The organism is Actinocorallia longicatena, assembly GCF_039534125.1.
Lineage (GTDB): Bacteria > Actinomycetota > Actinomycetes > Streptosporangiales > Streptosporangiaceae > Actinocorallia > Actinocorallia longicatena.
In genome coordinates, this window is the sequence record NZ_BAAAUV010000016.1 from 144,408 (window position 1) to 170,864 (window position 26,457).

Sequence of the window (26,457 nt, forward strand, 5' to 3'; positions counted from 1 at the left end):
CCGACGGAGACGACGGTGTGTGCGTCGATGTCGCTGCCGCTGGCGGCGGGGGACGCCCCCGTGATCGGCCACCCGATCGCCAATGGCCGGGTGTTCGTGCTGGATGAGGCGTTGCAGCCGGTTCCGGTTGGGGTGCCGGGTGATCTGTACGTCTCCGGTGTTCTGCTGGCTCGCGGTTATGTGGGTCGTGTGGGTCTGACGGCTGAGCGTTTCGTGGCGTCTCCGTTCGGCACGGGTGAGCGGATGTACCGGACCGGTGACTTGGTGAAGTGGACCGCTGAGGGCCAGTTGGTGTTCGCCGGGCGGGTGGATGATCAGGTGAAGGTGCGTGGGTTCCGGATCGAGCTGGGTGAGGTCGAGTCGGTCCTGTCGGCTTACCCGGGTGTGGTTCAGGCGGCTGTGGTCGTCCGTGATGAGCGGCTGGTCGCCTATCTGGTCGGAGAGGATCTTCCGGTCGATCTGGTGCGGGAGCACGTCGGCCGGCGGCTGCCCGAGTACATGATTCCGTCGGTGTTCGTCGTCCTGTCAGCCTTGCCCCTGACCAGCAGCGGAAAGATCGACCGCAAGGCGCTGCCCGACCCTGACTACGCGGGCGCCGGTAGCGCGGGCGAGAGCAGGGCCCCGGCCACGGTGCAGGAGGAGCTGCTGTGTGATGCCTTCGCCCAGGTCCTCGGCTTGGACTCGGTTGGCGTGGACGATGGTTTCTTCGACCTGGGTGGTCACTCTCTGCTGGCGGCGCGTCTGGTGTCGAGGATTCGTGCGGCGCTCGGTGTCGAGGTGGAGATCCGGACTCTGTTCGAGGCGCCGACGGTCGCTCAGCTCGCCGCGAGGATCGCGGACAGCACGGCGCAGGCCAGGGTCGCTCTGGCGGCGGTGGAGCGTCCGGACCGGATCCCGCTGTCCTTCGCCCAGCGCCGCCTGTGGTTCCTGGCCCAGCTCGAAGGCCCCAACGGCAACTACAACAGCCCGATCACTCTGCGGCTCCCCGGCGACCTCGACGTCCCCGCGCTGAACGCCGCCCTGCGGGACGTGATCGGCCGCCACGAGTCCCTGCGGACGATCTTCCCGGCGGTCGACGGCGAGCCCTACCAGCGCATCCTCGGGATGGACGAGCTGGACTGGGCCGTCGAAGAGATCGAGGTCCCCGCGGACGGGCTGCGCGCGGCGGTCGCCGAGGTGTCGCGATCCGCCTTCGACTTCTCCGTCCACGTGCCGATCCGGGCCTGGCTGCTCCGGACCGGCGACGAGGACCCGACCCTGGTGCTCCTCCTGCACCACATCGCCACCGACGGCTGGTCGATGACGCCCCTCACCCAGGACGTCTCGACGGCCTACTCGGCCCGCAGGCGCGGCCAGGCCCCGGTCTGGGAGCCCCTGCCCGTCCAGTACGCCGACTACGCCATCTGGCAGCGCGAACTCCTCGGTGAGGAGACCGATCCGCAGAGCCTGCTGTCGCGCCAGGTCGCCTACTGGCGGGAGGCGCTCGCGGGCGCCCCGGAGGAACTGACCCTGCCCGCGGACCGGCAGCGTCCGGCGGTCTCCTCCTACGAGGGCTACTCGGTGCGGCTCCGGGTCCCGGCCGAGGTGCACCAGCGGCTCACCGACCTGGCCCGCACCGAGGGCGTCACCACCTTCATGATGCTCCAGGCGGCCCTCGCGGTGCTGATCTCCCGGATCGGCGGCGGCAGGGACATCCCGATCGGCTCACCGGTGGCGGGCCGCGCGGACGAGGCGCTCAACGACCTCGTCGGGTTCTTCGTGAACTCGCTGGTGATCCGCACCGACCTGTCCGGCGATCCGGACTTCCGTGAGGTGCTCTCGCGGGTCCGCGAGACGACCCTGGCGGCCTTCGCCCACCAGGACGTGCCGTTCGAGCGGCTGGTGGAGGAGCTGGCTCCGGTCCGTTCACTGTCGCGGCATCCGCTGTTCCAGGTGATGCTGACCCTGCAGAACAACGAGCGCATGGTCCGGGAGGGCGGCGGCCGCGGCCGGGAGTCCGCCGCCCCGATGGTCGTCGCCGCCCAGTACGACCTCGATGTGACGATCGTCGAAGAGGTCGACGAAGAAGACCGTCCGGCGGGCCTGTCGGGCGTGGTGACCGTGGCGGCCGACCTGTTCGCACCGGTCTTCGCCGAGCGGTTCGCCGAATGGCTGCCCCGCGTGCTGGAGGCCGTGTCGGCCACGCCGGAGACCCCCGTCAGCACCGTCGACGTCCTGGACGCGGCGGAGCGGGACCGGGTCGTGCGGGTCTGGAACGACACGGCGGAGGAGCTTTCCGGGAAGACGTTCCCCGTGTTGTTCGAGGAGCAGGTGGCGCGGACGCCGGAGGCGACCGCGTTGGTGTTCGGCGGGTTCAGTGCCTCGTTTGCGGAGCTGAATGCGGCGGCGAATCGTCTGGCCCGGGTGCTGATAGGGGCGGGTGTGGGGCCGGAGTCGGTGGTGGCGTTGGTGTTGCCTCGTTCGGCTGGCACGGTGGTGGCGATGCTGGCGGTCTGGAAGGCGGGCGGTGCTTTCCTGTCGATCGATCCGGCGCTGCCCCGGGAGCGCATCGACTTCCTCATCGGGGATGCGGCGCCGGTCCTGGTCGTGTCCGCGGGATCGGTGGCTCCGCCCGCGGGTGTGCTGTCTTTGGTGCTGGATTCGCGGGAGACCACGGCGGCTCTGGCCGCGTTGTCCGTGGAGGATGTCTCCGATGACGAGCGGCGGGGCCGTCTGGAACAGAGCGGCGCGGCTTACGTCGTCTACACGTCGGGTTCGACCGGGGTGCCGAAGGGCGTCGTGGTGGAGCACCGCAGCGTCGTGAACCTGCTGGCCCATCACCGTGACGGATTCGTGGCGGCGGCCGGAGAGCGGCTGAAGGCCGCCCTGAGCGCGTCGTTCTCCTTCGACACCTCTCTGGAGGGCGTGCTGCTCCTGGCGGACGGCCATGAGGTGCACGTGCTCGAGGACGAGGTGAGGCTGGACCCGAGGGCGTTCGTGGACTACGTCGCCGAGCAGGGGATCGGTTTCCTGGACGTGACGCCGTCCTCCGCCCAGCAGCTGGTGGCGGCGGGGCTGCTCACCGAGGGCAGGCCGCGGGTGCTGATGCTGGGCGGCGAGGCCCTCGAAGAACCGCTCTGGCGGGAGATCGCCGAGTCCGGCACGATCGGCTTCAACTTCTACGGGCCGACCGAATGCACGATCGACGCACTGTCCGCCCGGATCCAGGGAACGGCCGTGGTCGTGGGCGGCCCGCTGCGCAACACCGGCGCCTACGTCCTCGACGACGGCCTCCGACCGGCCCCGGTCGGAGTCCCCGGAGAGCTCTACCTCTCCGGAGCGCTGCTCGCCCGCGGCTATGCCGGCCGCGCCGGCCTCACCGGCGAACGCTTCGTGGCCTGCCCCTACGCGGCAGGGCAGCGCATGTACCGCACCGGTGACCTGGTGAAGTGGACCTCCGAGGGTCAGCTGGTGTTCCTGGGTCGTGCGGATGATCAGGTGAAGGTGCGTGGTTTCCGGATCGAGCCGGGTGAGATCGAGGCGGTTCTGTCGGGTCATCCGTCGGTGACGCAGGCCGCGGTGATCGTCCGGGAGGACGTGCCGGGGGACAAGCGCCTCGTCGGCTACGTGGTGCCCGCCGACGGCACGATCACCGGCGCCGAACTGCGCGCCCTCGTCGCCGGACGCCTGCCCGAGTACATGGTGCCGTCCGCGGTCGTCACCGTCCCGGCGCTGCCGCTGACCGTCAACGGAAAGCTGGACCGGCGGGCCCTCCCCGCACCCGAGTACTCCGGCGGCGACGGCCGGGAACCGGCGACGGTCCAGGAGGAGCTGCTGTGCGGAGTCTTCGCGCAGATCCTCGGCGTCGCCACCGTGGGCATCGACGACGGCTTCTTCGAGCTGGGCGGACACTCCCTGCTGGCCGTGCGGCTCATCTCCCGGGTGCGGACCGTCTTCGGCGTCGAACTGCCCCTGCGGACCCTGTTCGAGGCGCCGACCGTCGCCCAGCTCGCCGCCAGGATCGCCGGCAGCACCGAACAGGCACGGATCGCCCTGCGCGCGGCGGAACGCCCGGACCGGATCCCGCTGTCCTTCGCCCAGCGCCGCCTGTGGTTCCTGGCCCAGCTCGAAGGCCCCAACGGCGACTACAACGGCCCGATCACCCTGCGGCTGCCCGGTGACACCGACGTGGCCGCGCTCAACGCCGCCCTGCGGGACGTGATCGGCCGCCACGAGTCCCTGCGGACGATCTTCCCCTCGGTCGACGGCGAGCCCTACCAGCGCATCCTCGAACCGGAGGAGCTGGACTGGGCCGTCCAGCAGGACGACGTGCCCGCGGAGGACCTCCGGGCGAGGGTCGACGAGGTGTCGCGGCACGCCTTCGACCTCTCGGCCGAGGTACCGATCCGGGCCTGGCTGCTGCGGTCCGGCCCCGAGGACCTGACCCTGGTGCTGCTGCTCCACCACGTCGCGACCGACGGCTGGTCGATGACCCCGCTCACCCGCGACGTGTCGACGGCGTACGAGGCGCGCAAGCGCGGTGCGGCCCCGGTCTGGGAGCCGCTGCCCGTCCAGTACGCCGACTACGCCATCTGGCAGCGCGACCTGCTCGGCGACCCGGACGACCCGGAGAGCCTGCTGTCCCGGCAGGTCGCCTACTGGCGGGACGCCCTCGCGGGCGCCCCGGAGGAACTCGCGCTGCCGGTCGACCGGCAGCGTCCGGCGGTCTCCTCCTACGAGGGCCACTCGATGCGGCTGCGCGTCCCGGCCGAGGTGCACCAGCGGCTCACCGACCTGGCCCGCGCCGAAGGCGTCACCATGTTCATGGTGGTGCAGGCCGCGCTCGCGGTGCTGATCTCCCGGATCGGCGGCGGCAGGGACATCCCGGTCGGATCGCCGATGGCGGGCCGCGCGGACGAGGCGCTCAACGACCTCGTCGGGTTCTTCGTGAACTCGCTGGTCATCCGCACCGACCTGTCCGGTGACCCGGACTTCCGGCAGATCCTGGCCCGGGTCCGCGAGGCGAGCCTGGGCGCCATGGCCCACCAGGACGTGCCGTTCGAGCGGCTCGTCGAGGAGCTGGCTCCGGTCCGTTCGCTGTCGCGGCATCCGCTGTTCCAGGTGATGCTGACCCTGCAGAACAACGAGCGCGTAGTGCGGGACGCCGACGATCGGGGCCCGGAGAACACCGGTCCGAAGGCCGTGACCGTCCAGTACGACCTCGATGTGACGATCGTCGAGGAGGTCGACGAAGAAGACCGTCCGGCGGGGCTCTCGGGCTCGGTCACCGTGGCGGCCGACCTGTTCGAGGCGGAGTCCGCAGGACGGATCGCCGTCTGGCTGGCACGGGTGCTGGAGGCCGTCGCGGCCGCTCCCGAGACCCCGCTGAGCGCGGTCGACGTTCTGGACGCGGCGGAGCGGGACCGGGTCGTGCGGGTCTGGAATGACACGGCGGAGGAGCTTTCGGCGAAGACGTTCCCTGTGCTGTTCGAGGAGCAGGTGGCGCGGACGCCGGAGGCGACCGCGTTGGTGTTCGGTGGGTTCGCTGCCTCGTTCGGGGAGCTGAATGCGGCGGCGAATCGTCTGGCCCGGGTGCTGATAGGGGCGGGTGTGGGGCCGGAGTCGGTGGTGGCGTTGGTGTTGCCTCGTTCGGCTGGCACGGTGGTGGCGATGCTGGCGGTCTGGAAGGCGGGCGGTGCCTTCCTGTCGATCGATCCGGGGCTGCCCCAGGACCGCATCGACTTCCTTGTCAGGGATGCCGCGCCGGTGCTGGTCGTGTCCGCGGGATCGGTGGTCCCGCCCACAGGTGTGCTGTCTTTGGTGCTGGATTCGCCGGAGACCACGGCGGCTCTGGCCGGGATGCCCGTGGCGGATGTCTCCGATGACGAGCGGCGGGACGCCCTGCGCGAGAGCGGCGCGGCCTATGTGGTCTACACGTCGGGTTCGACCGGGGTGCCGAAGGGCGTCGTGGTGGAGCACCGCAGCGTGGTGAACCTGCTGGCCCATCACCGCGACGGATTCGTGGCCGCGGCCGGTGGCCGTCTGCGGGTGGCGCTGAGCGCCTCGTTCTCCTTCGACACCTCTCTGGAGGGTGTGCTGCTCCTGGCGGACGGCCATGAGGTGCATGTCCTCGAGGACGTGGTGAGGCTGGACCCGAGGGCGTTCGTGGACTATGTCGCGGAGCGGGGGATCGGTTTCCTGGACGTGACGCCGTCTTACGCCCAGCAGCTGGTGGCGGCGGGGCTGCTCACCGAGGGCAGGCCGCAGGTGGTGATGCTGGGCGGCGAGGCGATCGAGGAGTCGCTGTGGCGTGAGTTCGCCGAGTCCGGCACGATCGGCTTCAACTTCTACGGCCCGACCGAATGCACGATCGACGCGCTCTCGGCCCCGGTGCGAGGACGGGTTCCGGTCATCGGCCGGCCGCTGCGCAACACCATGGCCTACGTCCTCGACGACGGCCTCCGGCCGGTCCCGGCCGGGGTCCCAGGAGAGCTCTACCTGGCCGGGACCGGCGTCGCCCGAGGCTACGTCGGACGGCCGGGACTCACTGGAGAGCGTTTCGTCGCCTCGCCCTTCACCGGCGGCCGCATGTACCGCACCGGTGACCTGGTGAAGTGGACCTCCGAGGGTCAGCTGGTGTTCCTGGGTCGTGCGGATGACCAGGTGAAGGTGCGTGGTTTCCGGATCGAGCCGGGTGAGATCGAGGCGGTTCTTTCGGGTCATCCGTCGGTGACGCAGGCCGCGGTGATCGTCCGGGAGGACGTGCCGGGAGACAAGCGCCTCGTCGCCTATGTCGTGACCGCCGGCGAAATCGACGCCCAGCAACTGAAGACCGCCGTGGGAGGACGGCTGCCGGAGTACATGGTGCCCTCGGCCGTGGTGTTCCTGCCCGCGCTGCCGCTGACCGTCAACGGGAAGCTGGACCGGCGTGCGCTGCCCGCGCCCGAGTACACGGCGGGCACCGGCCGGGCCGCCGCGACCGTCCAGGAGGAGCTGCTGTGCGCGGCGTTCGCGCAGATCCTGCGCGTCGATTCCGTCGGCGTCGACGACAGCTTCTTCGACCTCGGCGGCCACTCCCTGCTCGCCGTACGGCTGATCTCGAGGATCCGGACCCTGCTCGGCGTCGAGATGCCGCTGCGGACCCTGTTCGAGGCGCCGACCGTGGCGCTGCTGGCGTCCCGGCTGGCCGAGACCACCGGACGGACCCGGATCGCCCTGCGCGCCGGGGACCGCCCGGAACGGATCCCGCTGTCGTTCGCCCAGCGGCGCCTGTGGTTCCTGGCGCAGCTCGAGGGCCCCAGCGCGACCTACACGATGCCGACCGCCGTCCGGCTGCCCGGCGAGGTCGACGTCCCGGCGCTGAACGCGGCCCTGCGCGACGTCCTCGGCCGGCACGAGGCGCTCAGGACCGTCTTCCCCGCCGTCGACGGAGATCCCTACCAGCACATCCTCGACCTGGACGAGCTGGACTGGAGCGTCGACGCCGTCGACGTCACCGCCGGAGACCTGGCCCGGTCGGTGGCCGAGGCGTCCGACCACGCCTTCGACGTGTCCCGTGAGGTGCCGATCCGCGCCTGGCTGTTCCGGGCGGACTCCGGCGAGCGCGTGCTGGTGCTGGCGATCCACCACATCGCCGGAGACGGCTGGTCGGAGGCGCCGCTCCTGCGCGACCTGTCGGCGGCCTACAAGGCGCGGACGCGCGGCGAGGCCCCCGCCTGGGAGCCGCTGCCGGTGCAGTACGCCGACTACGCGCTCTGGCAGCGCGACCTGCTGGGCGAGGAGGACGACCCCGGCAGCCTGATGTCGCGGCAGATCGCCTACTGGCGGGAGGCACTGGCGGGAGCGCCGGAGGAACTGGCGCTGCCGATGGACCGGCCCCGTCCGGCGGTGGCGAGCCACCGCGGCCACACGGTCGCGTGGCGGGTGCCGGCGGAACTGCACCAGCGGATCGTGGAACTGGCCCGGGCCGAGGGCGTGACCGCGTTCATGGTGTTGCAGGCCGCGTTGACCGTGGTGCTGTCGCGGTTCGGTGCGGGGACCGACGTCCCGATCGGTTCGCCGACCGCCGGCCGCACCGACGAGGCCCTGGACGGCCTGGTCGGCTGCTTCGTCAACACCCTGGTCATCCGCGCGGACCTGTCGGGCGATCCGGAGTTCCGTGAGGTGCTGGCCCGGGTGCGGGAGGCGAGCCTGGGGGCGATGGCCCACCAGGACGTGCCGTTCGAGCGCCTGGTGGAGGAGCTGGCACCGGCCCGGTCGATGGCCCGGCACCCGCTCGTCCAGGTGGTCATGACGGACACCGGCCGCACCCGGCGGGCCGGGTCCGAGGACGGCGACCCGTCCGAACGGGACAGCGCCGCCCAGACGATGGTCAAGTTCGACCTCTGGGTACCCGTCGCGGAGTCCTTCGACGAGGACGACCGTCCGGCCGGGATCGACGGCACGGTGACGGTCGCCGTCGACCTGTTCGACGCCGCCACCGCCGAGCGGGTGGCGGGCTGGTTCGTCCGCGTGCTGGAGACCGTGACCGAGGACCCGGCGCTGCGGCTGAGCCGGGTGCGGCTGGAGGACGCCGCGGACCGCGATCTGGTCGTCCGGGCCTGGAACGACACGGCGGTGCCGGGCCCGGACGCGAGCGTGGTGGAGCTGTTCGAGCGCCAGGCCGGGCTCCGTCCGGAGGCGATGGCGCTGGTGGCCGGTGGTTCGCCGGTGACCTACGCCGAGCTGGACGCCCGGGCGAGCAGGCTGGCCCGGTATCTGATCGGCCAGGGTGTGGGTGCGGAGTCGGTGGTCGGGCTCTGTCTGCCGCGGGGTGAGGAGATGGTCGCGGCGATTCTGGGTGTGTGGAAGGCGGGTGCCGCCTACCTGCCGGTCGACGCGAAGCTCCCCGTGGAGCGGCTGGCGTTCGTGCTGGCCGACAGTGGTGCTTCGCTGCTGCTGGGCGCCGAAGAGGTTCTGGACGATCTTCCCGTCGGCCGGATCCCGATGGTCGCCATCGACGACCCGATGATCCTCGCGGGCACGGATGCCCCGCTGATGGCTCCCGCGCTCGTCGCGGACGGACTCGCCTACGTGATCTACACGTCGGGTTCGACGGGTGTGCCGAAGGGCGTCGCCGTCGGCCAGGGAGCACTGGCGAACTACGTGACGTCGGTGTCGCGGCGTCTGGAGTGGACCGGACCGGAGATGCGTTATGGCCTGCTCCAGCCGCAGGTCACCGACCTGGGGAACACGGTTCTGTTCTCCGCGCTGGCGACCGGTGGCCAGGTGCACATTCTTGATCCGGACGCCGTCGTGGACGCGGAGGCCGTCGCCGACTATGTGCGGCGGGAGCGGATCGACGCGGTGAAGCTGGTGCCCTCGCACGCGATGGCGATCGAGGCCGGGCGCCTGCCCCTGGGCCACTCCCTGGTCCTGGGCGGGGAGGCCGCCCGTCCCGAATGGGTGGAGGAGGCGCTTGCGGCCGGGTTGCGGGTGTTCAACCACTACGGTCCCACCGAGACCACGGTCGGTGTGGCGACGACCGAGCTGACCGGCGGCACCGTGACGATCGGCCGTCCGGTCGGTAACACCCGCTTCTACGTGCTCGATGACGGGCTGCTTCCGGTGGCGCCGGGCGTGGTCGGCGAGCTCTATGTCGCGGGCGCGCAGCTCGCCCGGGGTTATGTGGGCCGGGCGGCCCTGACCGGCCAGCGGTTCGTGGCCTGCCCGTTCGGCTCCGGGGAGCGGATGTACCGAACGGGCGACCTGGTGAGATGGACCGCCGACGGCAGGCTCGTCTTCGCCGGACGCGCCGACGACCAGGTGAAGGTCCGCGGCTACCGGATCGAGCCGGGAGAGGTCGCGTCGGTCCTGACCGGTCATCCCTCGGTGGCCCAGGCCGCTGTGATCGCCCTGGACGACCGGCTGGTCGCCTACGTGGTGCCCGCCGACGACCTGCCGGTCGAGGCGATCCGAGCCCATGCCGCCGAGAGGCTGCCGGAGTACATGGTCCCGGCCACGATCGTCCTCCTCGACGCCCTGCCGCTGACCGGCAACGGCAAGCTCGACCGCAAGGCCCTCCCGGCACCGGACCAGTCCGGCGGCGGAGCCGGGCGCCCCCCGGCCACCGCCGAACAGGCCCTCCTCTGCGACGCCTTCGCCCAGATCCTCGGCGTCGAGACCGTCGGCGTCGACGACGACTTCTTCGACCTCGGTGGTCACTCCCTCCTGGCCGTCCGTCTCGTCTCGCGGATCCGTGCGGTCCTGGGTGTCGATGTCGACATCCGGACGATCTTCGAGGCGCCCACCGTGGCCGAGCTCGCCGCCCGTCTGGCGGAGGCCGGAACGGGCCGGGCGGCGATCACCGCGGGAGAACGTCCCGAGCGGATCCCGCTGTCGTTCGCCCAGCGCCGCCTGTGGTTCCTCGCCCAGCTCGACGGCCCGAGCGGCACCTACAACAACCCGAACGCGATGCGCCTGTCCGGCCCCGCGGACGTCCCCGTCCTCAACGCCGCCCTGCGCGACGTCATCGGCCGCCACGAGTCGCTCCGCACGGTCTTCCCGGCCGTCGACGGCGAGCCCCACCAGCGCATTCTCACCATGGACGAACTCGACTGGACCCTCGAGATCGCCGACGTCGCCGCCGGCGACATGTCCCGCAGGATCGACGAGACCTCCGAGCACGGCTTCGACCTGTCCCGCGAGGCACCGGTCAAGGCATGGCTGTTCCGCGCGGGCGACGAAGAGCAGGTCCTGGTGCTGTTGCTGCACCACATCGTGACCGACGGCTGGTCGATGGAGCCGCTGCGACGCGACCTGGCGACGGCCTACGAGGCCCGCAGGAACGGCCGGGCACCGGGATGGGAGCCGCTACCCGTCCAGTACGCCGACTACGCGATCTGGCAGCGCGAACTCCTCGGCGACGAGACCGATCCCGCGAGCCTGCTGTCCCGGCAGGTGGCCTACTGGCGCGAGACGCTGGCGGGAGCCCCGGAGGAACTGGCGCTGCCGGTGGACCGGATCCGCCCGGCGGAGGCCTCGCACCGGGGCCATCTGTCACCGATGCGCGTCCCGGCCGACGTGCACGGCCGCCTCACCGAGATCGCCGGGGACGAGGGCGTCACCATGTTCATGGTGATGCAGGCGGCCGTCGCGGTACTGCTGTCGCGGCTGGGCGCGGGCCGCGACGTCCCGGTGGGCGCCGCGGTCGCCGGCCGGTCGGACGAGGCGCTGAACGATCTCGTCGGGTTCTTCGTGAACTCGCTGGTGATCCGCACCGACCTGTCGGGCGAACCGGACTTCCGCCAGGTGCTGTCCCGGGTGCGAGAGGCGTCCCTGGGCGCGTTCGCCCACCAGGACGTGCCGTTCGAACGGCTGGTGGAGGAGCTGGCCCCGGTCCGCTCCCTGGCCCGGCATCCGCTGTTCCAGGTGATGCTGACCTTCCAGAACCACGAGCGGATCGTGCTGGAGGGATCGCGGGAACGTCCCCGGGAGTCCGGCGCGGTGCCGGTGGCGTCGCGATTCGACGTGGACGTGATGGCCGGTGAGCTCTTCGACGGCCAGGGCCGTCCGGCCGGGCTGGAAGGCTCGATCACCGTCGCCGACGACCTGTTCGACCCGATGACGGCGCGGCGGTTCTCGGTCTGGCTGGAACGGGTCCTCGCCGCGCTGGCGGCCGACCCCGGCGCCTCCGTGCACACGGTGCCGCTCCTGGACGAGACCGGCCGCCGCCAGGTGCTGGAGGAGTGGAACGACACGGCGGTCGTTCTTCCTCCGGGGAACGCGGTGGAGCTGTTCACGGCGCGTGCGGCGGAGGCTCCGGAGGCGGTCGCGGTGGTCGCGGACGGTGCCGAGGTGTCGTATCGGGAGCTGGACGAGGCCTCCGACCGGCTGGCCCGTTTCCTGGTGGGCCAGGGTGTGGGCACCGAGTCGGTGGTGGGCCTGTGCCTGCCCGCGGGGGCCGATCTGGTCACCGCGATCCTGGCGGTCTGGAAGGCGGGCGCCGGATACGCGCCGATCGACCCGGCCTACCCCGCGGAGCGGATCTCGTTCATGCTGGCCGACAGCGGTGCGGTCCTGCTGCTGACCGACGAGGAGACGTCGGGGGATCTTCCCGTCTCGGGAGCGACCCGGATGATCCTGCTCGATGACCCGCTGACCGCGATGCAGGTGGCCGCGGAACCTGCGACGGCCCTCGAGATCGAGGCGCGCCCGGACGGTCTGGCATATGTGATCTACACGTCGGGTTCGACGGGGACGCCGAAGGGAGTCGCGGTCACCCACGGTGGCCTGGCGAACTACGTCTCTTGGGCTGCTGATGCCTACGGCATGGCGGCAGGCGGTGGATCTCCGCTGCACTCCTCGATCGCGTTCGACCTGACGGTGACCAGTGTCGTGGTGCCGCTGATCTCGGGCTCGGCGGTCGTGGCCGGAACCCCGGGAGACGCCGACGGTCTCGCCGACCTGCTGCGGGACGGCGGAGGCTTCGGCCTGGTGAAGGCCGTCCCCGCGCACCTGGCGTTGTTGTCGGAGTCCCTGACCGATGAGCAGGCGGCGAACGCCGCCAGGACCTGGGTCGTGGGCGGAGAGGCGTTGCCGGGTTCGCTCGTGGCCTCGTGGTTGGGGCGGGCGCCGGGTTCGACGGTCGTGAACGAGTATGGTCCGACGGAGACCGTGGTCGGTTGTTGTGTGTTCGAGGTGTCGGCGGGTCAGGTGGTGGGTGCTTCGGTGCCGATCGGCCGTCCGATCGCCAACACGCGTCTGTTCGTGCTGGACGAGGGTCTGCGGCCGGTTCCTCCGGGTGTGGCGGGGGAGCTGTACATCGCGGGTGCTCAGCTGGCCCGGGGCTATGTCGGCCGTTCCGGTTTGACGGGTGAGCGGTTCGTGGCGAATCCGTTCGGCCCGGGTGAGCGGATGTACCGCACCGGGGACCTGGCGAAGTGGACCGCCGAAGGGGTGCTGGAGTTCCTGGGGCGTGCCGATGACCAGGTGAAGGTGCGTGGATACCGGATCGAACCGGGCGAGATCGAAGCCGTTCTCACCTCGCATCCGGCGGTCACCCGGGCCGCGGTGATCGTCCGCGGGGAGAGGCTGATCGCCTACCTCGTGGGTGACGAGCCCCCCGCCGACGCCGTCCGCGAGCACGCCGGACGGCTGCTGCCCGAGTACATGGTGCCGTCGGCGTTCGTCACCCTGCCCGAACTGCCGCTCACCGCGAACGGCAAACTCGACCGCGACGCGCTGCCCGACCCCGAGACCGCCACCGGCCGGGGCAGGGGACCGGCGTCGGTGCTGGAGGAACTCCTCTGCCTGGCGTTCGCCCAGATCCTCGGCGTGGAGACGGTCGGCGTCGACGACAGCTTCTTCGACCTCGGCGGGCACTCCCTGCTCGCGGCCCGGCTGGTGTCGAGGATCCGCGCCTCCCTCGGCGTCGAGGTGGAGATCCGCACCCTGTTCGAGGCTCCGACCGTCGCGGGGCTGGCCGCACGGCTGAACGAGGGCACCACCGCAGGGACCCGGCCGGCCGTGCGGGCCGCCGCCCGTCCGGACCGGATCCCGCTGTCGTACGCGCAGCGCCGCCTGTGGTTCCTGGCCCAGCTCGAAGGCCCGAACGCGACCTACAACAGCCCGCTCACCGTCCCGGTGCCCGCCGACGCGGACCTCGAGGCGCTGGACGCCGCGCTGCGGGACGTCCTCGTCCGCCACGAGTCGCTGCGGACGACGTTCCCGTCGGCCGCCGAGGGCGAACCCGTCCAGCGGATCATGGAACCGGGAGAGCTGGACTGGCGTCTCGAGATCGTCGAGACCGGCCCCGGCGAGCTGCGGGCACGGGTGGCCGAGGTGTCGGGGCACATGTTCGATCTGGAACGCGAGGTTCCCGTCCGGGCCTGGCTGCTCCGCCCGGCCGAGGGCGACGCCCTGCTGGTGCTCCTGCTGCACCACATCGCGACCGACGGCTCGTCGATGGAGCCGCTGCGCCGCGACCTGGCGACGGCCTACGAGGCCCGCAGGAACGGCCGGGCACCGGGATGGGAGCCGCTGCCCGTCCAGTACGCCGACTACGCGATCTGGCAGCACGACCTGCTCGGCGACCCCGACGACCCCGACGGCCTCCTGTCCCGGCAGGTGGCGTACTGGCGGGACGTCCTGGCCGGGGCGCCGGAGGAACTGACGCTCCCCGCCGACCGGCCCCGCCCGGCCGAGTCGGGCCACCGCGGCCTGCGCGTCCCGATCCAGGTACCGGCCGAGGTGCACCAGAGGCTCGTGACGCTCGCCCGTGAAGAGGGCGCCACCGTGTTCATGGTGCTCCAGGCCGCGCTGGCGGTCATGCTGTCGCGGGCCGGAGCCGGAACCGACATCCCGACCGGATTCGCGGTCGAGGGCCGCTCCGACGAGGCGCTGAACGATCTCGTCGGGTTCTTCGTCAACACGCTGGTCATCCGCACGGACCTGTCGGACGACCCCGAGTTCCGCCAGGTGCTCGCCCGGGTGCGAGAGCGGGCCCTCGGCGCGCTCGCCCACCAGGACGTGCCGTTCGAGCGCCTGGTGGAGGAGCTGGCACCGGCCCGGTCGCTGGCCCAGCATCCGCTGTTCCAGGTGATGATGACCCTTCAGGACACCGAGCACTCCCCGCCGGGCGACGCGCCCGGCGGGGAACCGCCCGCGGAGCCGGCGGCGGCGAAGTTCGACGTCGAGGTCTCGATCGGCGAGGTGGTCGACGACCACGGCCGTCCGGCGGGCCTGCGCGGCTTCGTCGGTGTGGCCGAGGACCTGTTCGACGAGGCGACCGCGCGGCAGATGGCCGCCTGGTACGCGAGGGTCCTGGACACCGTGACCGCCGCCGCGGACACCCGGCTGCACGCCGTCGATCTGCTCGACGCTCCGCGGCGCCGTCAGGTGCTGGAGGAGTGGAACGACACGGCGGCCGAGCTTCCGCCGGGGAACGCGGTGGAACTGTTCGCGGCGTGTGCGGTGGAGGTTCCGGACGCGGTCGCGGTGGTCGCCGAGGGTGTCGAGATGTCGTATCGGGAGCTGGATGAGGCTTCCGACCGGCTGGCCCGTTTCCTGGTGGGTCAGGGTGTGGGTGCTGAGTCGGTCGTCGGGCTCTGTTTGCCCGCGGGCCGGGACCTGGTGACGGGGATCCTGGCGGTCTGGAAGGCGGGCGCGGGCTACGTGCCCGTCGATCCCGGGTACCCGGCCGAGCGGATCTCGTTCATGCTGGCCGACAGCGGCGCGGTCCTGCTGCTGACCGATGAGGAGACCTCAGGGGACCTTCCCGTCTCGGGACTGACCCGGATGGTCCTGCTCGACGACCCGCTGACCGCGATGCAGGTGGAAGCGGAGCCCGCGACGGCACCGGAGGCCGCGCCCGCCGACCCGGACGGCCTGGCGTATGTGATCTACACGTCGGGTTCGACGGGGACGCCGAAGGGCGTCGCGGTCACCCATGGAGGCCTGGCCAACTACGTCTCCTGGGCCGCCGAGGCCTACCGGACGACGACCGGCGGCAGCGCACCGCTGCACTCCTCGATCGCGTTCGACCTGACGGTCACCAGTGTCGTGGTGCCGCTGATCTCGGGTGCGGCGGTCGTGGTCGGCGTCTCCGGCGACGTCGAGGGCCTGGCGGACGTCCTGCGCGACGGCGGCGGGTTCAGCCTGGTGAAGGCGGTCCCCGGACACCTGGCGCTGCTGGCGGAGTCCCTGACCGATGACGAGGTGGCGAACGCCGCTCGCACCTGGGTCGTGGGTGGTGAGGCGTTGCCGGGTTCGCTCGTGGCTTCGTGGTTGGAGCGGGCGCCGGGTTCGACGGTCGTGAACGAGTATGGTCCGACGGAGACCGTGGTCGGTTGTTGTGTGTTCGAGGTGTCGGCGGGTCAGGTGGTGGGTGCTTCGGTGCCGATCGGCCGTCCGATCGCCAACACGCGTCTGTTCGTGCTGGACGAGGGCTTGAACCCTGTTCCTCCGGGTGTGGCGGGGGAGCTGTACATCGCGGGTGCTCAGCTGGCCCGGGGCTATGTCGGCCGTTCCGGTTTGACGGGTGAGCGGTTCGTGGCGAATCCGTTCGGCCCGGGTGAGCGGATGTACCGCACCGGGGACCTGGCGAAGTGGACCGCCGAAGGGGTGCTGGAGTTCCTGGGGCGTGCCGATGACCAGGTGAAGGTCCGTGGATACCGGATCGAACCGGGCGAGATCGAAGCCGTTCTCACCTCGCATCCGAAGGTGGCCCAGGCCGCCGTGATCGTCCGTGAGGAGAGGCTGATCGCCTACGCCGTCCCCGTCGACGGCGAGGATCTGCCCCTGGAGCAGGTGCGGGAGCAGACCGCCGCCCGGCTGCCCGAATACATGGTCCCGGCCGCCGTCGTCCCCCTGCCCACCCTGCCGCTGACCGCCAACGGCAAACTCGACCGCAAGGCCCTGCCCGCACCCACCTTCGGCGACCCCGCCCACGAGCCCGACGACCGGCGCGGCGGCTCCGCGACCGCACTCGAAGACCTGGTCTGCGAGACGTTCGCCGAGATCCTCGGCGTGGCGGCGGTCCGGTCCGACGACGACTTCTTCACCCTCGGCGGCCACTCCATGCTGGCCGTCCAGCTCGTCGGACGGCTCAAGGAGAAGGGCTTCTCCACCTCCATCCGCAACGTGTTCGCCGCCCCGACCCCCGCCGGTCTGATCAGCCGGATCAGCCTGTCGTCGGTCAGCGGCTCCCTCCGCACCCTCCTGCCGATCCGTACCCAGGGAGACCGGCCGCCGTTCTTCTGCGTCCATCCCGCCGGCGGGCTGAGCTGGTGCTACATGCCGCTGGCCCGGTTCGCCCCCGAAGACGTCCCGCTCTACGGCCTCCAGGCACCCGGCCTGGACGGCGAGACGGCGCTGAGCGGCTCCGTCCAGGAAATGGCGGCGGCCTACGTCGAACAGATCAGGGAGATCCAGCCGTCCGGCCCCTACCACCTGCTCGGCTACTCCTTCGGCGGCATCCCGGTACACGAGATCGCCGTGCAGCTCCGCGCCGCCGGGCAGGAGGTCGGCGCCCTGGTCATCATGGACGCCTACCCGAACAGGGGCGGCGAGGGACACCATCTGTCCCGCGCCGCCGCCGAATCCGGGCAGCGGCCACCGGAACCGGCCCCCGACCGGCCCGCCGAACACCAGGAGACGTCGCCGGCCGAACGCCTCGACCGGATCACCGCCCAGCTCCAGGAGGAGTTCGGCGAGGTGTTCAGCGGCTTCACCGAGGAGGAGCTGGCCGTCCTGGCCCAGGTGATCCAGAACAACGGGGATCTCCGGGAGTCCCACCCGCTCGGCGTCTACGACGGCGACGTCCTGCTGCTGGCCGCCGGGCACGGCAGCGACCCGGAGGCCCCGGAGGACGACGAACGCCCCGGCGCCCGAGGGGACCGCTGGCGGCCCCACGTGGCCGGTGAGGTCACCGAGGTCGAACTGCCCTGCCGCCACGTCGACATGATGCAGCCCGCCATGCTCCAGCAGGCCTGGGACGCCATCAGCGCCTGGCTGGACGCCCGTCCCTGACCGACCGGAACCTGACCGACCGGAACCTGACCGACCGGAACCAGCGACGCCGCCGGGCGTCTCGACGGAGCACGACCCGTCGAGACGCCCGGCGGCGTCTTCGCCGTTTCCCGGGGCGCCGGGGGCCGCCGGCCGAGCACTTTTGTGCCCGTGGTGTGACCGGTCGATGCGTAGAAAAGAAGCATGAAGACAACGACCAGGAAAAGGCGCCCGCTGGTGATGATCGCCGCTCTCGGCCTGACGCTCTCCCTGGGAGCGATGGGTTGCGGCAAGGACGAGGACCCCAAGGTCGCCAGCGCTGATCCCGGAGCCTCGAGCAGCGCCGCCCCCGCGGGCGACAGCGAGGCCTCGCCCATCAAGTACTCCCGGTGCATGCGCGAGCAGGGCCTCACGTGGTACCCCGACCCGCAGCCGGACGGCGGCCTGGTGGTCAGCGAGCCCGAGGGCACCGACCCCAAGAAGGTCGAAGCCGCCGAGACGGCGTGCAAGAAGTACTTCCCCGGCGGCGGCGCGAAGGGCAAGGCGCCCGCCGAGGACATCGCCAAGGTCCAGCAGGCCGCGAAGTGCATGCGCGAGCACGGTGTCGCGAACTACCCCGACCCCGACGCGAACGGCAACCTGCACATCGACGAGAAGCTCGGGATCAACGACGACGACCCCACCGTCAAGAAGGCCCAGCAGGAGTGCCAGAAGTACTTCCCGACCGGTCAGGAAAAGTAAAATGAGAACTCGGCGCACGGCGGCCGTGGCGTCCAGTGTGCTGGCGGTCGGTGCGGTCGCCACCGCGATCACGGTCTTCAGCCTGTCGGATCCCGATGACAGCCCCAGCCCGTCCGGCACCAAGGCGACGCCCACCGCCGAGATCACGCAGCAGACGCTCGTCGACCGGGAGAGCCACGACGGCACCCTGGCCCACGGCGACAGCACGACGATCTCGGCGCGGGTCGGCGGCACGATCACCGCGCTGCCCGTGGAGGGCTCGACGATCTCCCGCGGGAAGTCGATCTACCGCCTCGACAACAAGCCGGTCACCCTGCTCTACGGCTCGCTGCCGCCCTACCGCACGCTCGAGACGGGCGTGAAGGGCAGCGACGTCAAGCAGTTCGAGCTCAACCTGTGGGCGCTCGGCTACCGCGGCTTCACCCCGGACTCCAGCTACAGCTGGGCGACGGCCTACGCGGTGGAGGAGTGGCAGGACGACCTCGGCCTCAAGGAGACGGGCTCGGTCGAGCCGTCCCAGATCGTCTACGCCGACGGCACGGTCCGGGTGGACTCGCTCAGCCTCCAGCGCGGAGCCGTGGTCGCGCCGGGCACCGAGATCGAGAAGATCACCGGCACGTCGCCGCTGGCCACGGTCGTCCTGGACGCCACTTCGGGTCCGCTGGCCAAGCTGGGCTCCGCGGTCCAGATCAAGCTCTCGGACGGCAAGATCGTCTCTGGCAAGATCAAGAAGGTGACGACCCTGGTCGCCAAGGCCGAGGACGGCCAGTCGAGCACCACGAAGTTCCAGGTGACGATCAGCTTCGACAAGGACGTGAAGAGCCAGGGCGTGGCGGCCGTCAGCGTCGCCTTCACCGCCGGGCAGCGTCCCGACGTGCTGACCGTTCCGGTGGCGGCGCTGGTCGCCCTCACCGAGGGCGGGTACGGCGTGGAGCTGGTCGACGGCACCACGAAGCGGTTCGTGGCGGTGGAGACCGGCCTGTTCGCCGACGGCAAGGTGGAGATCACCGGTACGGGGCTCAAGGCCGGGCTGAAGGTGGTGATGCCGTCGTGAACCCTCTCGAGGCCGTCATGACCTCCTCGAACGGCGTCGCCGGCCACCCGGTCGTGGAGCTGGCCGGGGTCAGCAAGAGCTACCCCGGCGGGGTCGCCGCGCTGCGGTCGGTGGACATGGCCGTCGACTACGGCGAGCTGCTGGCGATCGTCGGGCCGTCCGGGTCGGGCAAGTCCACGATGCTGAACCTGATCGGCACGCTCGACCGCCCGTCCTCGGGCACCGTGCGCATCGACGGGTACGACGTGTCGGCGCTGTCGGACCGGCAGCTCTCGGCGCTGCGCTCGCGGCGCATCGGCTTCGTGTTCCAGCAGTTCCACCTGGCGGCCGGCCGGGACGCGCTCGGGAACGTCGCCGACGGCCTGCTCTACACCGGTGCCGCCAAGCGGGACCGCGAACAGCGGGCCGAGGCGGCGCTGATCCGGGTCGGGCTGGGCAAGCGGCTGGGTCACCGGCCCTACCAGCTCTCCGGCGGCGAGCGGCAGCGGGTCGCGATCGCGCGGGCCGTCGCGGGCGACCCGCCGCTGCTGCTCGCCGACGAACCGACCGGCAACCTGGACTCCGTGTCCGGTGCCGGGGTGATGGAACTGATCCACGAGCTGAACGCGGCCGGCACGACGATCCTGGTCATCACGCATGACCGGGAGATCGCCGACAGCCTGCCCCGCCAGGTCCAGATGCGCGATGGGCAGGTGGTCTGAAATGGCGCCCACGACCGATCCTCCCGGTTCCCCGAACCTGGTCGGAGAGCGTCCGCGGAGCGTTCCGCAGGCCGACCGCGAACGGGCCGACAGGGAGCTGCGGCCCGCCCGGCTGCGGGTGCCCGACCTGATCCGGCTGGGCGGCTACGGGCTGCGCTCGCGTCCGCTGCGCGCCGTGCTCTCGGCGCTGGGCATCGCGATCGGCATCGCGGCGATGATCTCGGTGGTCGGGATCTCCGCCTCCAGCCACGCCGACCTCGACCGGAAGCTGGCGAAGCTCGGCACCAACATGCTGACCGTCTCACCCGGCAAGACGATGTTCGGCAAGCAGTCCACGCTGCCCGACGACTCCCTCGCGATGATCAAGCGAATCGCCCCGGTGCAGTCGGCCACGGCCATCGGAACGGTCGGCACCGTGCACGCCTACCGCAACGACCGGATCCCGGTCGCGCAGACCAACGGCCTGTCCGTGGTCGCCGCCAAGCTCGACCTGCTCACCGCGGTCGGCGTGGAGCTCGACCGGGGGGTCTGGCTCAACGAGGCGACCGAGAAGTACCCGGCGGTGGTGCTCGGAGCGACCACGGCCCAGCGGCTGGGCGGCGGTCCCACCGTCTACATCGGCGGCCGGACCTGGGCCGTCGTCGGAGTCCTGCAGAACGCCGCGCTCGCCTCGGAACTCGACACCTCGGTGATCATGGGCTGGCCGGCGGCGACGAAGTACCTCGCCTTCGACGGGCACCCGACGACCGTCTACACGCGGTCGGTGGAGTCGCAGGTCGAGGCGGTGCGCAAGGTCCTCGCGGCCACGGCCAACCCGTCGGCGTCGACCGAGGTCGACGTGTCGAGGCCGTCCGACGTGCTGAGCCTGCGCCGCGCGACGAACGCGACCTTCACCTCGCTGCTGCTCGGACTCGGATCGGTCGCGCTCCTCGTGGGCGGGATCGGCGTCGCGAACACGATGGTCATCTCGGTCCTGGAACGCCGCTCGGAGATCGGCCTGCGCCGGTCGCTCGGCGCCACGAAGGGCCAGATCCGCACGCAGTTCGTCGGGGAGTCACTGCTGCTGTCGATGATCGGAGGGGCGGCCGGCGCGCTCCTGGGCTATCTGGTCACCGGAACCTATGCCATGACACAGAAGTGGCCCACGGTCGTCCCCCTGTGGGTCCTGGCCGGTGGTGTCGGCGCGACCGTGCTGATCGGCGCCATCGCCGGCCTCTATCCGGCGATCCGGGCCTCCCGGCTGGAGCCGACGGAAGCACTCGCGACGACCTGACCCGGCCGCCTCGGCCGAACGGCGCACTGCCCGTCCCCCTGGACAGTGCGCCGTTCAACTGCCCCGGCCCGGCGGTTGAACGCCCGCCGCCCCCTGTTCGACTGCTCGCCTTGTTCTGCCGCTGGTGATGCGCTGGAATTTCGATGCCGGCGAATCTTGGTGCCCGTTCCCAGCGGCAACGGGGCGTTCAGCGTGCTTAGGGGGATTGCCATGATGATTCCGTTGTCGTTCGCGCAGCGCCGGTTGTGGTTTCTGGCGGAACTGGAAGGTCCGAGCCCGACCTACAACCACGTCATCGCGGCCCGCCTGAACGGTGAGCTCGACCCGCTGGCGCTCGAGGCGGCGCTGCGGGACGTCATCCTCCGGCACGAGTCGCTGCGGACCGTCTTCCCGGCCGTCGACGGCGAACCCCACCAGCACGTCCTGGGCGGCGACGAGTTCGAGTGGCGGCTGGAGACCGAGCGGATCGAGCCCGGCGAGGTCGCCGAGGCCGTGGAGCGGGCGGGCCGGCACGCCTTCGACCTGTCCCGCGACCTCCCCGTCCGCGCCCGGCTGCTCCGGATCGACGACACCGCGGGCACCGGGAACCGGCATGTGCTGGTCCTGCTGCTGCACCACATCGCCAGTGACGCCTGGTCGAACGCGCCCCTGGGCCGGGACCTCGCCGAGGCCTACGCCGCCCGGCTGGACGGCGCCGCTCCCGGCTGGGCGCCGCTGCCCGTCCAGTACATCGACTACACGCTCTGGCAGCGGGAACTGCTCGGCGACGGCGGCGACCCGGACAGCCGGATGGCACGGCAGGTCGGCTACTGGCGGTCGGCCCTCGACGGCGTCCCGGAGGAGCTGACGCTCCCCGCCGACAGGCCCCGCCCGGCGGCCTCGGGCCACCTCGGGCATCCCGTGCTGATGGACGTCCCGGCCGACGTGCACGGACGCCTCGCCGACCTCGCCCGCGAGAGCGGCGTCACCCCGTTCATGGTCCTGCAGAGCGCCTTTGCGGTGCTGCTGTCCCGGCTCGGCGCGGGCACCGACATCCCCCTCGGCTCGTCGATCGCCGGCCGCACCGACGAGGCGATGTACGACCTGATCGGCTTCTTCGTCAACGACCTCGTCATCCGCGCCGACCTGACCGGTGACCCGACCTTCCGGGACGTCCTCGCGCGCGTCCGCGAGACCAGCCTGAACGCGATGGCCCACCAGGACGTGCCGTTCGAGCGCCTGGTCGAGGAGCTGGCACCGGCGCGGTCGCTGTCCCGGCATCCGCTGTTCCAGGTGATGCTCACCCTGGACAACACCGCCGGTTCGGCCCTGGAGCTGCCTGGCCTCACCGTCGAGCTGATCCCCAACGCGAGCCCGGCGGCGAAGTTCGACCTCGACGCGTGGTTCACCGAGACCTTCGGCGCCGACGGAGCCCCGGCCGGGCTGCGCGGCCGGATCACCGCCGCCGCGGACCTGTTCGACGTCGCGACGGCCGAGTCCCTGGCGCGGCGGTTCGGCCGGGTCCTGGACGCGGTGACCGCGGATCCGGAACTCCGGCTGCTCGCGGTGCCCGTCCTGGACGACGACGAGCGCGACCTGCTCCTGCACGGATGGAACGACACCGCGGCCGAGATCGCGCCCGAGAGCGCCGTGGAGCTGTTCGACCGCCAGGTCCAGACCCGGCCGGACGAGGTCGCGGTGGTCGCCGGCGGCGTCTCGCTCACCTACGCCGAGCTCGCGGACCGGGCGGGCCGCGTCGCCGGCCATCTCGTCGCGGCGGGCGTGGGCGCGGAGTCCGTCGTGGGCCTGCGCCTGCCTCGCGGGGCGGACATGGTCACGGCGATCCTGGGCGTGTGGAAGGCGGGGGCGGCCTATCTCCCGCTGGACCCGGAGCTTCCGGACGAGCGGCTGGAGTTCATGGTCGCCGACAGCGGTGCCCGTCCGGTCCTGACCGATCTCGGCGAGGCCCTGGGCGCCGAGCCCGTGGCGTCGGCGGCCGTGCCGCCCGCCGGGCTCGCCTATCTGCTCTACACCTCGGGATCGACGGGGCTGCCGAAGGGCGTCGCGGTCTCGCACGGTGCGCTGATGAACGCTGCCTCGGTGTTCGCCGTCGAGCCGGGCGTGCGCGTGCTCCAGTTCGCCTCGTTCAACTTCGACGTCTCGGTGCTCGACGTCGCGGTCGCGCTGACCTGCGGCGCCACGCTGGTGGTGGCGGGGGACGGGGAGCGGAGGGAGCCCGGCTCCCTGGCCGATCTCCCCGTGGACACCGCATGGGTGGTGCCCTCGCTGCTGCGGGTCGTCGATCCCTCGGTGCTGTCCGGGGTGACCCGGCTGCTCGTCGGCGGCGAGGCGATCGACGAGGCGACCGCGCGGGTGTGGGCGCAGGGGCGTGAGCTGGTCAACACCTACGGGCCCACCGAGACCACGGTGACGGTGACCGCGGGCGTGGTGGACCCCGGGCGTCCCGGCCCGGTGCCGTTCGGGCGTCCGATCGCCAACACCCGGCTGTTCGTGCTGGACGAGGCGCTGCGGCCGGTCCCGGTGGGCGTGACGGGCGAGCTGTACGCGGCGGGCGTCCAGGTGGCGCGCGGGTACGTCGGCCGTCCGGGGCTGACGGGCGAACGGTTCGTGGCCTGCCCGTACGGCTCGGGCGAGCGGATGTACCGCACCGGTGACCTGGCGAAATGGACCCCCGACGGGCAGCTCGTCTTCGCGGGCCGGGCCGACGAGCAGGTGAAGATCCGCGGGTTCCGGGTGGAACCGGGCGAGGTCGAGGCGGTCCTGGCCGCGCATCCCGCGGTGACACAGGCCGCGGTGATCGCGCGTGAGGACCGGCTGGTCGCCTACGTGGTGGCGGCCGGCGGGCCCGTGCCCGCGGCCGAACTGCGCTCCCACACGGCTCTGAGCCTGCCCGAGTACATGGTCCCGGCCGCGTTCGTGGACCTGGCGGCGCTGCCGCTGACGGCCAACGGCAAGCTCGACCGGGCCGCCTTACCCGATCCGGAGTTCACCGGCACCGCGGGCCGGGCGCCCTCGACGGTGCGGGAGGAGATCCTCTGCCGGATCTTCGCCGAGGTGCTCGGCGTGGAGTCGGTCGGGGTCGACGACGGCTTCTTCGAGCTGGGCGGGCATTCGCTGCTGGCCGTCCGGCTGGCCTCCCGGGTGCGGACCGTGCTGGGCGTCGAGCTGCCGGTGCGGGTGGTGTTCGAGGCGCCGACCGTCGCGGTCCTGGCCCGGCGGCTGGAATCGGCCGCGGACCGGCCCGCGATCGCGCTGCGCGCCGCGGAGCGTCCGGAGCGGATTCCGCTGTCGTTCGCCCAGCGCCGCCTGTGGTTCCTGGCCCAGCTCGAGGGCCCGAGCCCGGCCTACAACGTCCCCGGGCTCGTCCGGCTCGGCGGCGATCTGGACGCCGCCGCGCTGAACGCCGCCCTCCGCGACGTGATCTTCCGGCATGAGTCGCTGCGCACGGTGTTCCCCGTCGCGGACGGAGAACCTCACCAGCGGGTGCTGGACCCGGACGGGCTGGACTGGGCCCTGCGGGTCGCCACCGTCCGGGCCGAGGAGCTGCCGGCGGTGACGGCCGAGGCCGTCAGGGAGCCGTTCGACCTGGCCACCGAGATCCCGTTCCGCGCGCTGCTGCTGCGCGTCGAGTCGCCCGGCTCCGCTCCGGACGAGCACGTCCTGGTGCTGGTCATGCACCACATCGCGACCGACGGCTGGTCGGCGGCGCGGCTCACCCGGGACGTCTCCACCGCCTACGCGGCCAGGGCCCGTGGCGAGGCCCCCGGCTGGGCGCCGCTGCCCGTCCAGTACGCCGACTACACCCTCTGGCAGCGTGAGCTGCTCGGCGACGGCGACGATCCGGACAGCGTGCTGTCGCGGCAGGTCGCCTACTGGCGGCGGGAGCTGGCGGGAGCGCCGGACGAGCTGACGCTGCCGCTGGACCGGCCGCGTCCCGAGATCGCGAGCAAGGACGGCCGCCGGGTCCCGCTGGCGGTGCCCGCCGAGACCCACCGGCGGCTTCTGGATCTCGCCCGCGGTGAGAACGTCACCCTGTTCATGGTCGTGCAGTCGGCGCTGGCCGTCATGCTGTCGCGGCTCGGCGCCGGGCCGGACGTCCCGATCGGCGTGCCGGTCGCCGGACGGTCCGACGAGGCGCTGGACGACCTCGTCGGGTTCTTCATCAACACGCTGGTCATCCGGACGGACCTGTCCGGCGACCCGGAGTTCCGGCAGGTCCTGTCCCGGGTGCGGGAGACCACGCTCGGCGCGCTGGCCCACCAGGACGTGCCGTTCGAGCGGCTGGTCGAGGAGCTGGCGCCGTCCCGATCGCTGGGCCGCCACCCCCTGTTCCAGGTGATGCTGAACATGCAGAACACCGAGCGGGCCGTCCTGGACCTGCCCGGGGCCGCGATCAGCGGCTCCGGCGAGGTGCTTCCTGCGCCCGCCCGGTACGACCTGCACACCATGCTCACCGAGGAGTTCGACGCCGACGGGCGCCCGGCCGGCCTGCGGGGGCTGCTGACCGCGAGCGCCGACCTCTTCGACGCCGGTTCCGTCCGGATCCTCGGCGAGCGGCTGACCCGGGTGCTCGAGGCGGTCGCGGCGGAACCGGACGTCTGGGTCCGCTCGGTGCCGGTGCTCGGCCCGGCCGAGCGTGATCTGGTCGTGCACGGCTGGAACGACTCCGCGGCGGACGTGCCGGTCTCCGGGGTCCTGGAGCTGTTCGACGCTCAGGTGGCGGCCGTCCCGGACGCGGTCGCGCTGGTCGCCGGCGGCGAGACGCTCACCTATGCGGAGCTTTCGGCGCGGGCGGACCGGTTCGCCGGTTCCCTGGTCGCGTCGGGTGTGGGGGCGGAGTCCGTCGTCGGGCTGTGCCTGCCGCCGGGCGCGCCGATGGTCGCGGCGATCCTGGGAGTGTGGCGGGCCGGTGGCGCCTATCTGCCGCTGGATCCGCAGCTTCCCGCCGAGCGGCTGGCGTTCCTGGTCGCCGACAGCGGAGCCCGCCTGGTCGTGACCGAGGAGCCCGCCTCCGGCGGCGCGGCGTTCGCGACGTCACCGATTCACCCGTCGCGGCTCGCGTATGTGATCTACACGTCGGGTTCGACGGGTGTGCCGAAGGGTGTCGCGGTCACGCACGGTGCGTTGGCGAACTACGTGACGTCGGTGTCGCGGCGTCTGGAGTGGACCGGACCGGAGATGCGGTATGGCCTGCTCCAGCCGCAGGTCACCGACCTGGGGAA

The 26,457-nt window shown here is 71.8% G+C and carries 6 protein-coding genes (1 of these 6 cut by a window edge); all 6 read left to right on the plus strand.

Annotated elements, in window-relative coordinates; translation table 11 throughout:
- Positions 1-17,487: the 3' end of a non-ribosomal peptide synthase/polyketide synthase gene (locus tag ABD785_RS27755; RefSeq protein ID WP_344833972.1), read on the plus strand. Its footprint begins 20,940 nt before the window's first position; 17,487 of the gene's 38,427 nt are visible here — the last part of the coding sequence; its start codon lies beyond the left edge, outside the window; its stop codon occupies positions 17,485-17,487.
- 183 nt (positions 17,488-17,670) lie between these two features.
- Positions 17,671-18,207 (plus strand): hypothetical protein, encoded by a 537-nt coding sequence (locus ABD785_RS27760; RefSeq protein ID WP_344833975.1) that lies wholly within the window; start codon positions 17,671-17,673, stop codon positions 18,205-18,207.
- A gap of 1 nt (position 18,208) precedes the next feature.
- Positions 18,209-19,261 (plus strand): peptidoglycan-binding protein, encoded by a 1,053-nt coding sequence (locus tag ABD785_RS27765; protein WP_344833978.1) that lies wholly within the window; start codon positions 18,209-18,211, stop codon positions 19,259-19,261.
- Between the two features lie 17 nt (positions 19,262-19,278).
- Entirely contained in the window at positions 19,279-19,962 is a 684-nt protein-coding gene (locus tag ABD785_RS27770; protein WP_344833990.1) for an ABC transporter ATP-binding protein, read from the plus strand.
- A 1-nt stretch (position 19,963) separates the two neighbouring features.
- Positions 19,964-21,235 (plus strand): ABC transporter permease, encoded by a 1,272-nt coding sequence (locus ABD785_RS27775; RefSeq protein WP_344833981.1) that lies wholly within the window; start codon positions 19,964-19,966, stop codon positions 21,233-21,235.
- A gap of 210 nt (positions 21,236-21,445) precedes the next feature.
- Positions 21,446-26,457: amino acid adenylation domain-containing protein (locus ABD785_RS27780; protein WP_344833984.1), on the plus strand; the 5,012-nt coding region annotated here is incomplete at its 3' end.

What these genes read in the sequence shown, in the direction of transcription:
- ABD785_RS27775 (WP_344833981.1), top strand. Translation starts at nt 19,964, where the DNA reads ATGGCGCCCACGACCGATCCTCCCGGTTCCCCGAACCTGGTCGGAGAG.
- ABD785_RS27770 (WP_344833990.1), top strand. Translation starts at nt 19,279, where the DNA reads ATGACCTCCTCGAACGGCGTCGCCGGCCACCCGGTCGTGGAGCTGGCC.
- ABD785_RS27760 (WP_344833975.1), top strand. Translation starts at nt 17,671, where the DNA reads ATGAAGACAACGACCAGGAAAAGGCGCCCGCTGGTGATGATCGCCGCT.
- ABD785_RS27765 (WP_344833978.1), top strand. Translation starts at nt 18,209, where the DNA reads ATGAGAACTCGGCGCACGGCGGCCGTGGCGTCCAGTGTGCTGGCGGTC.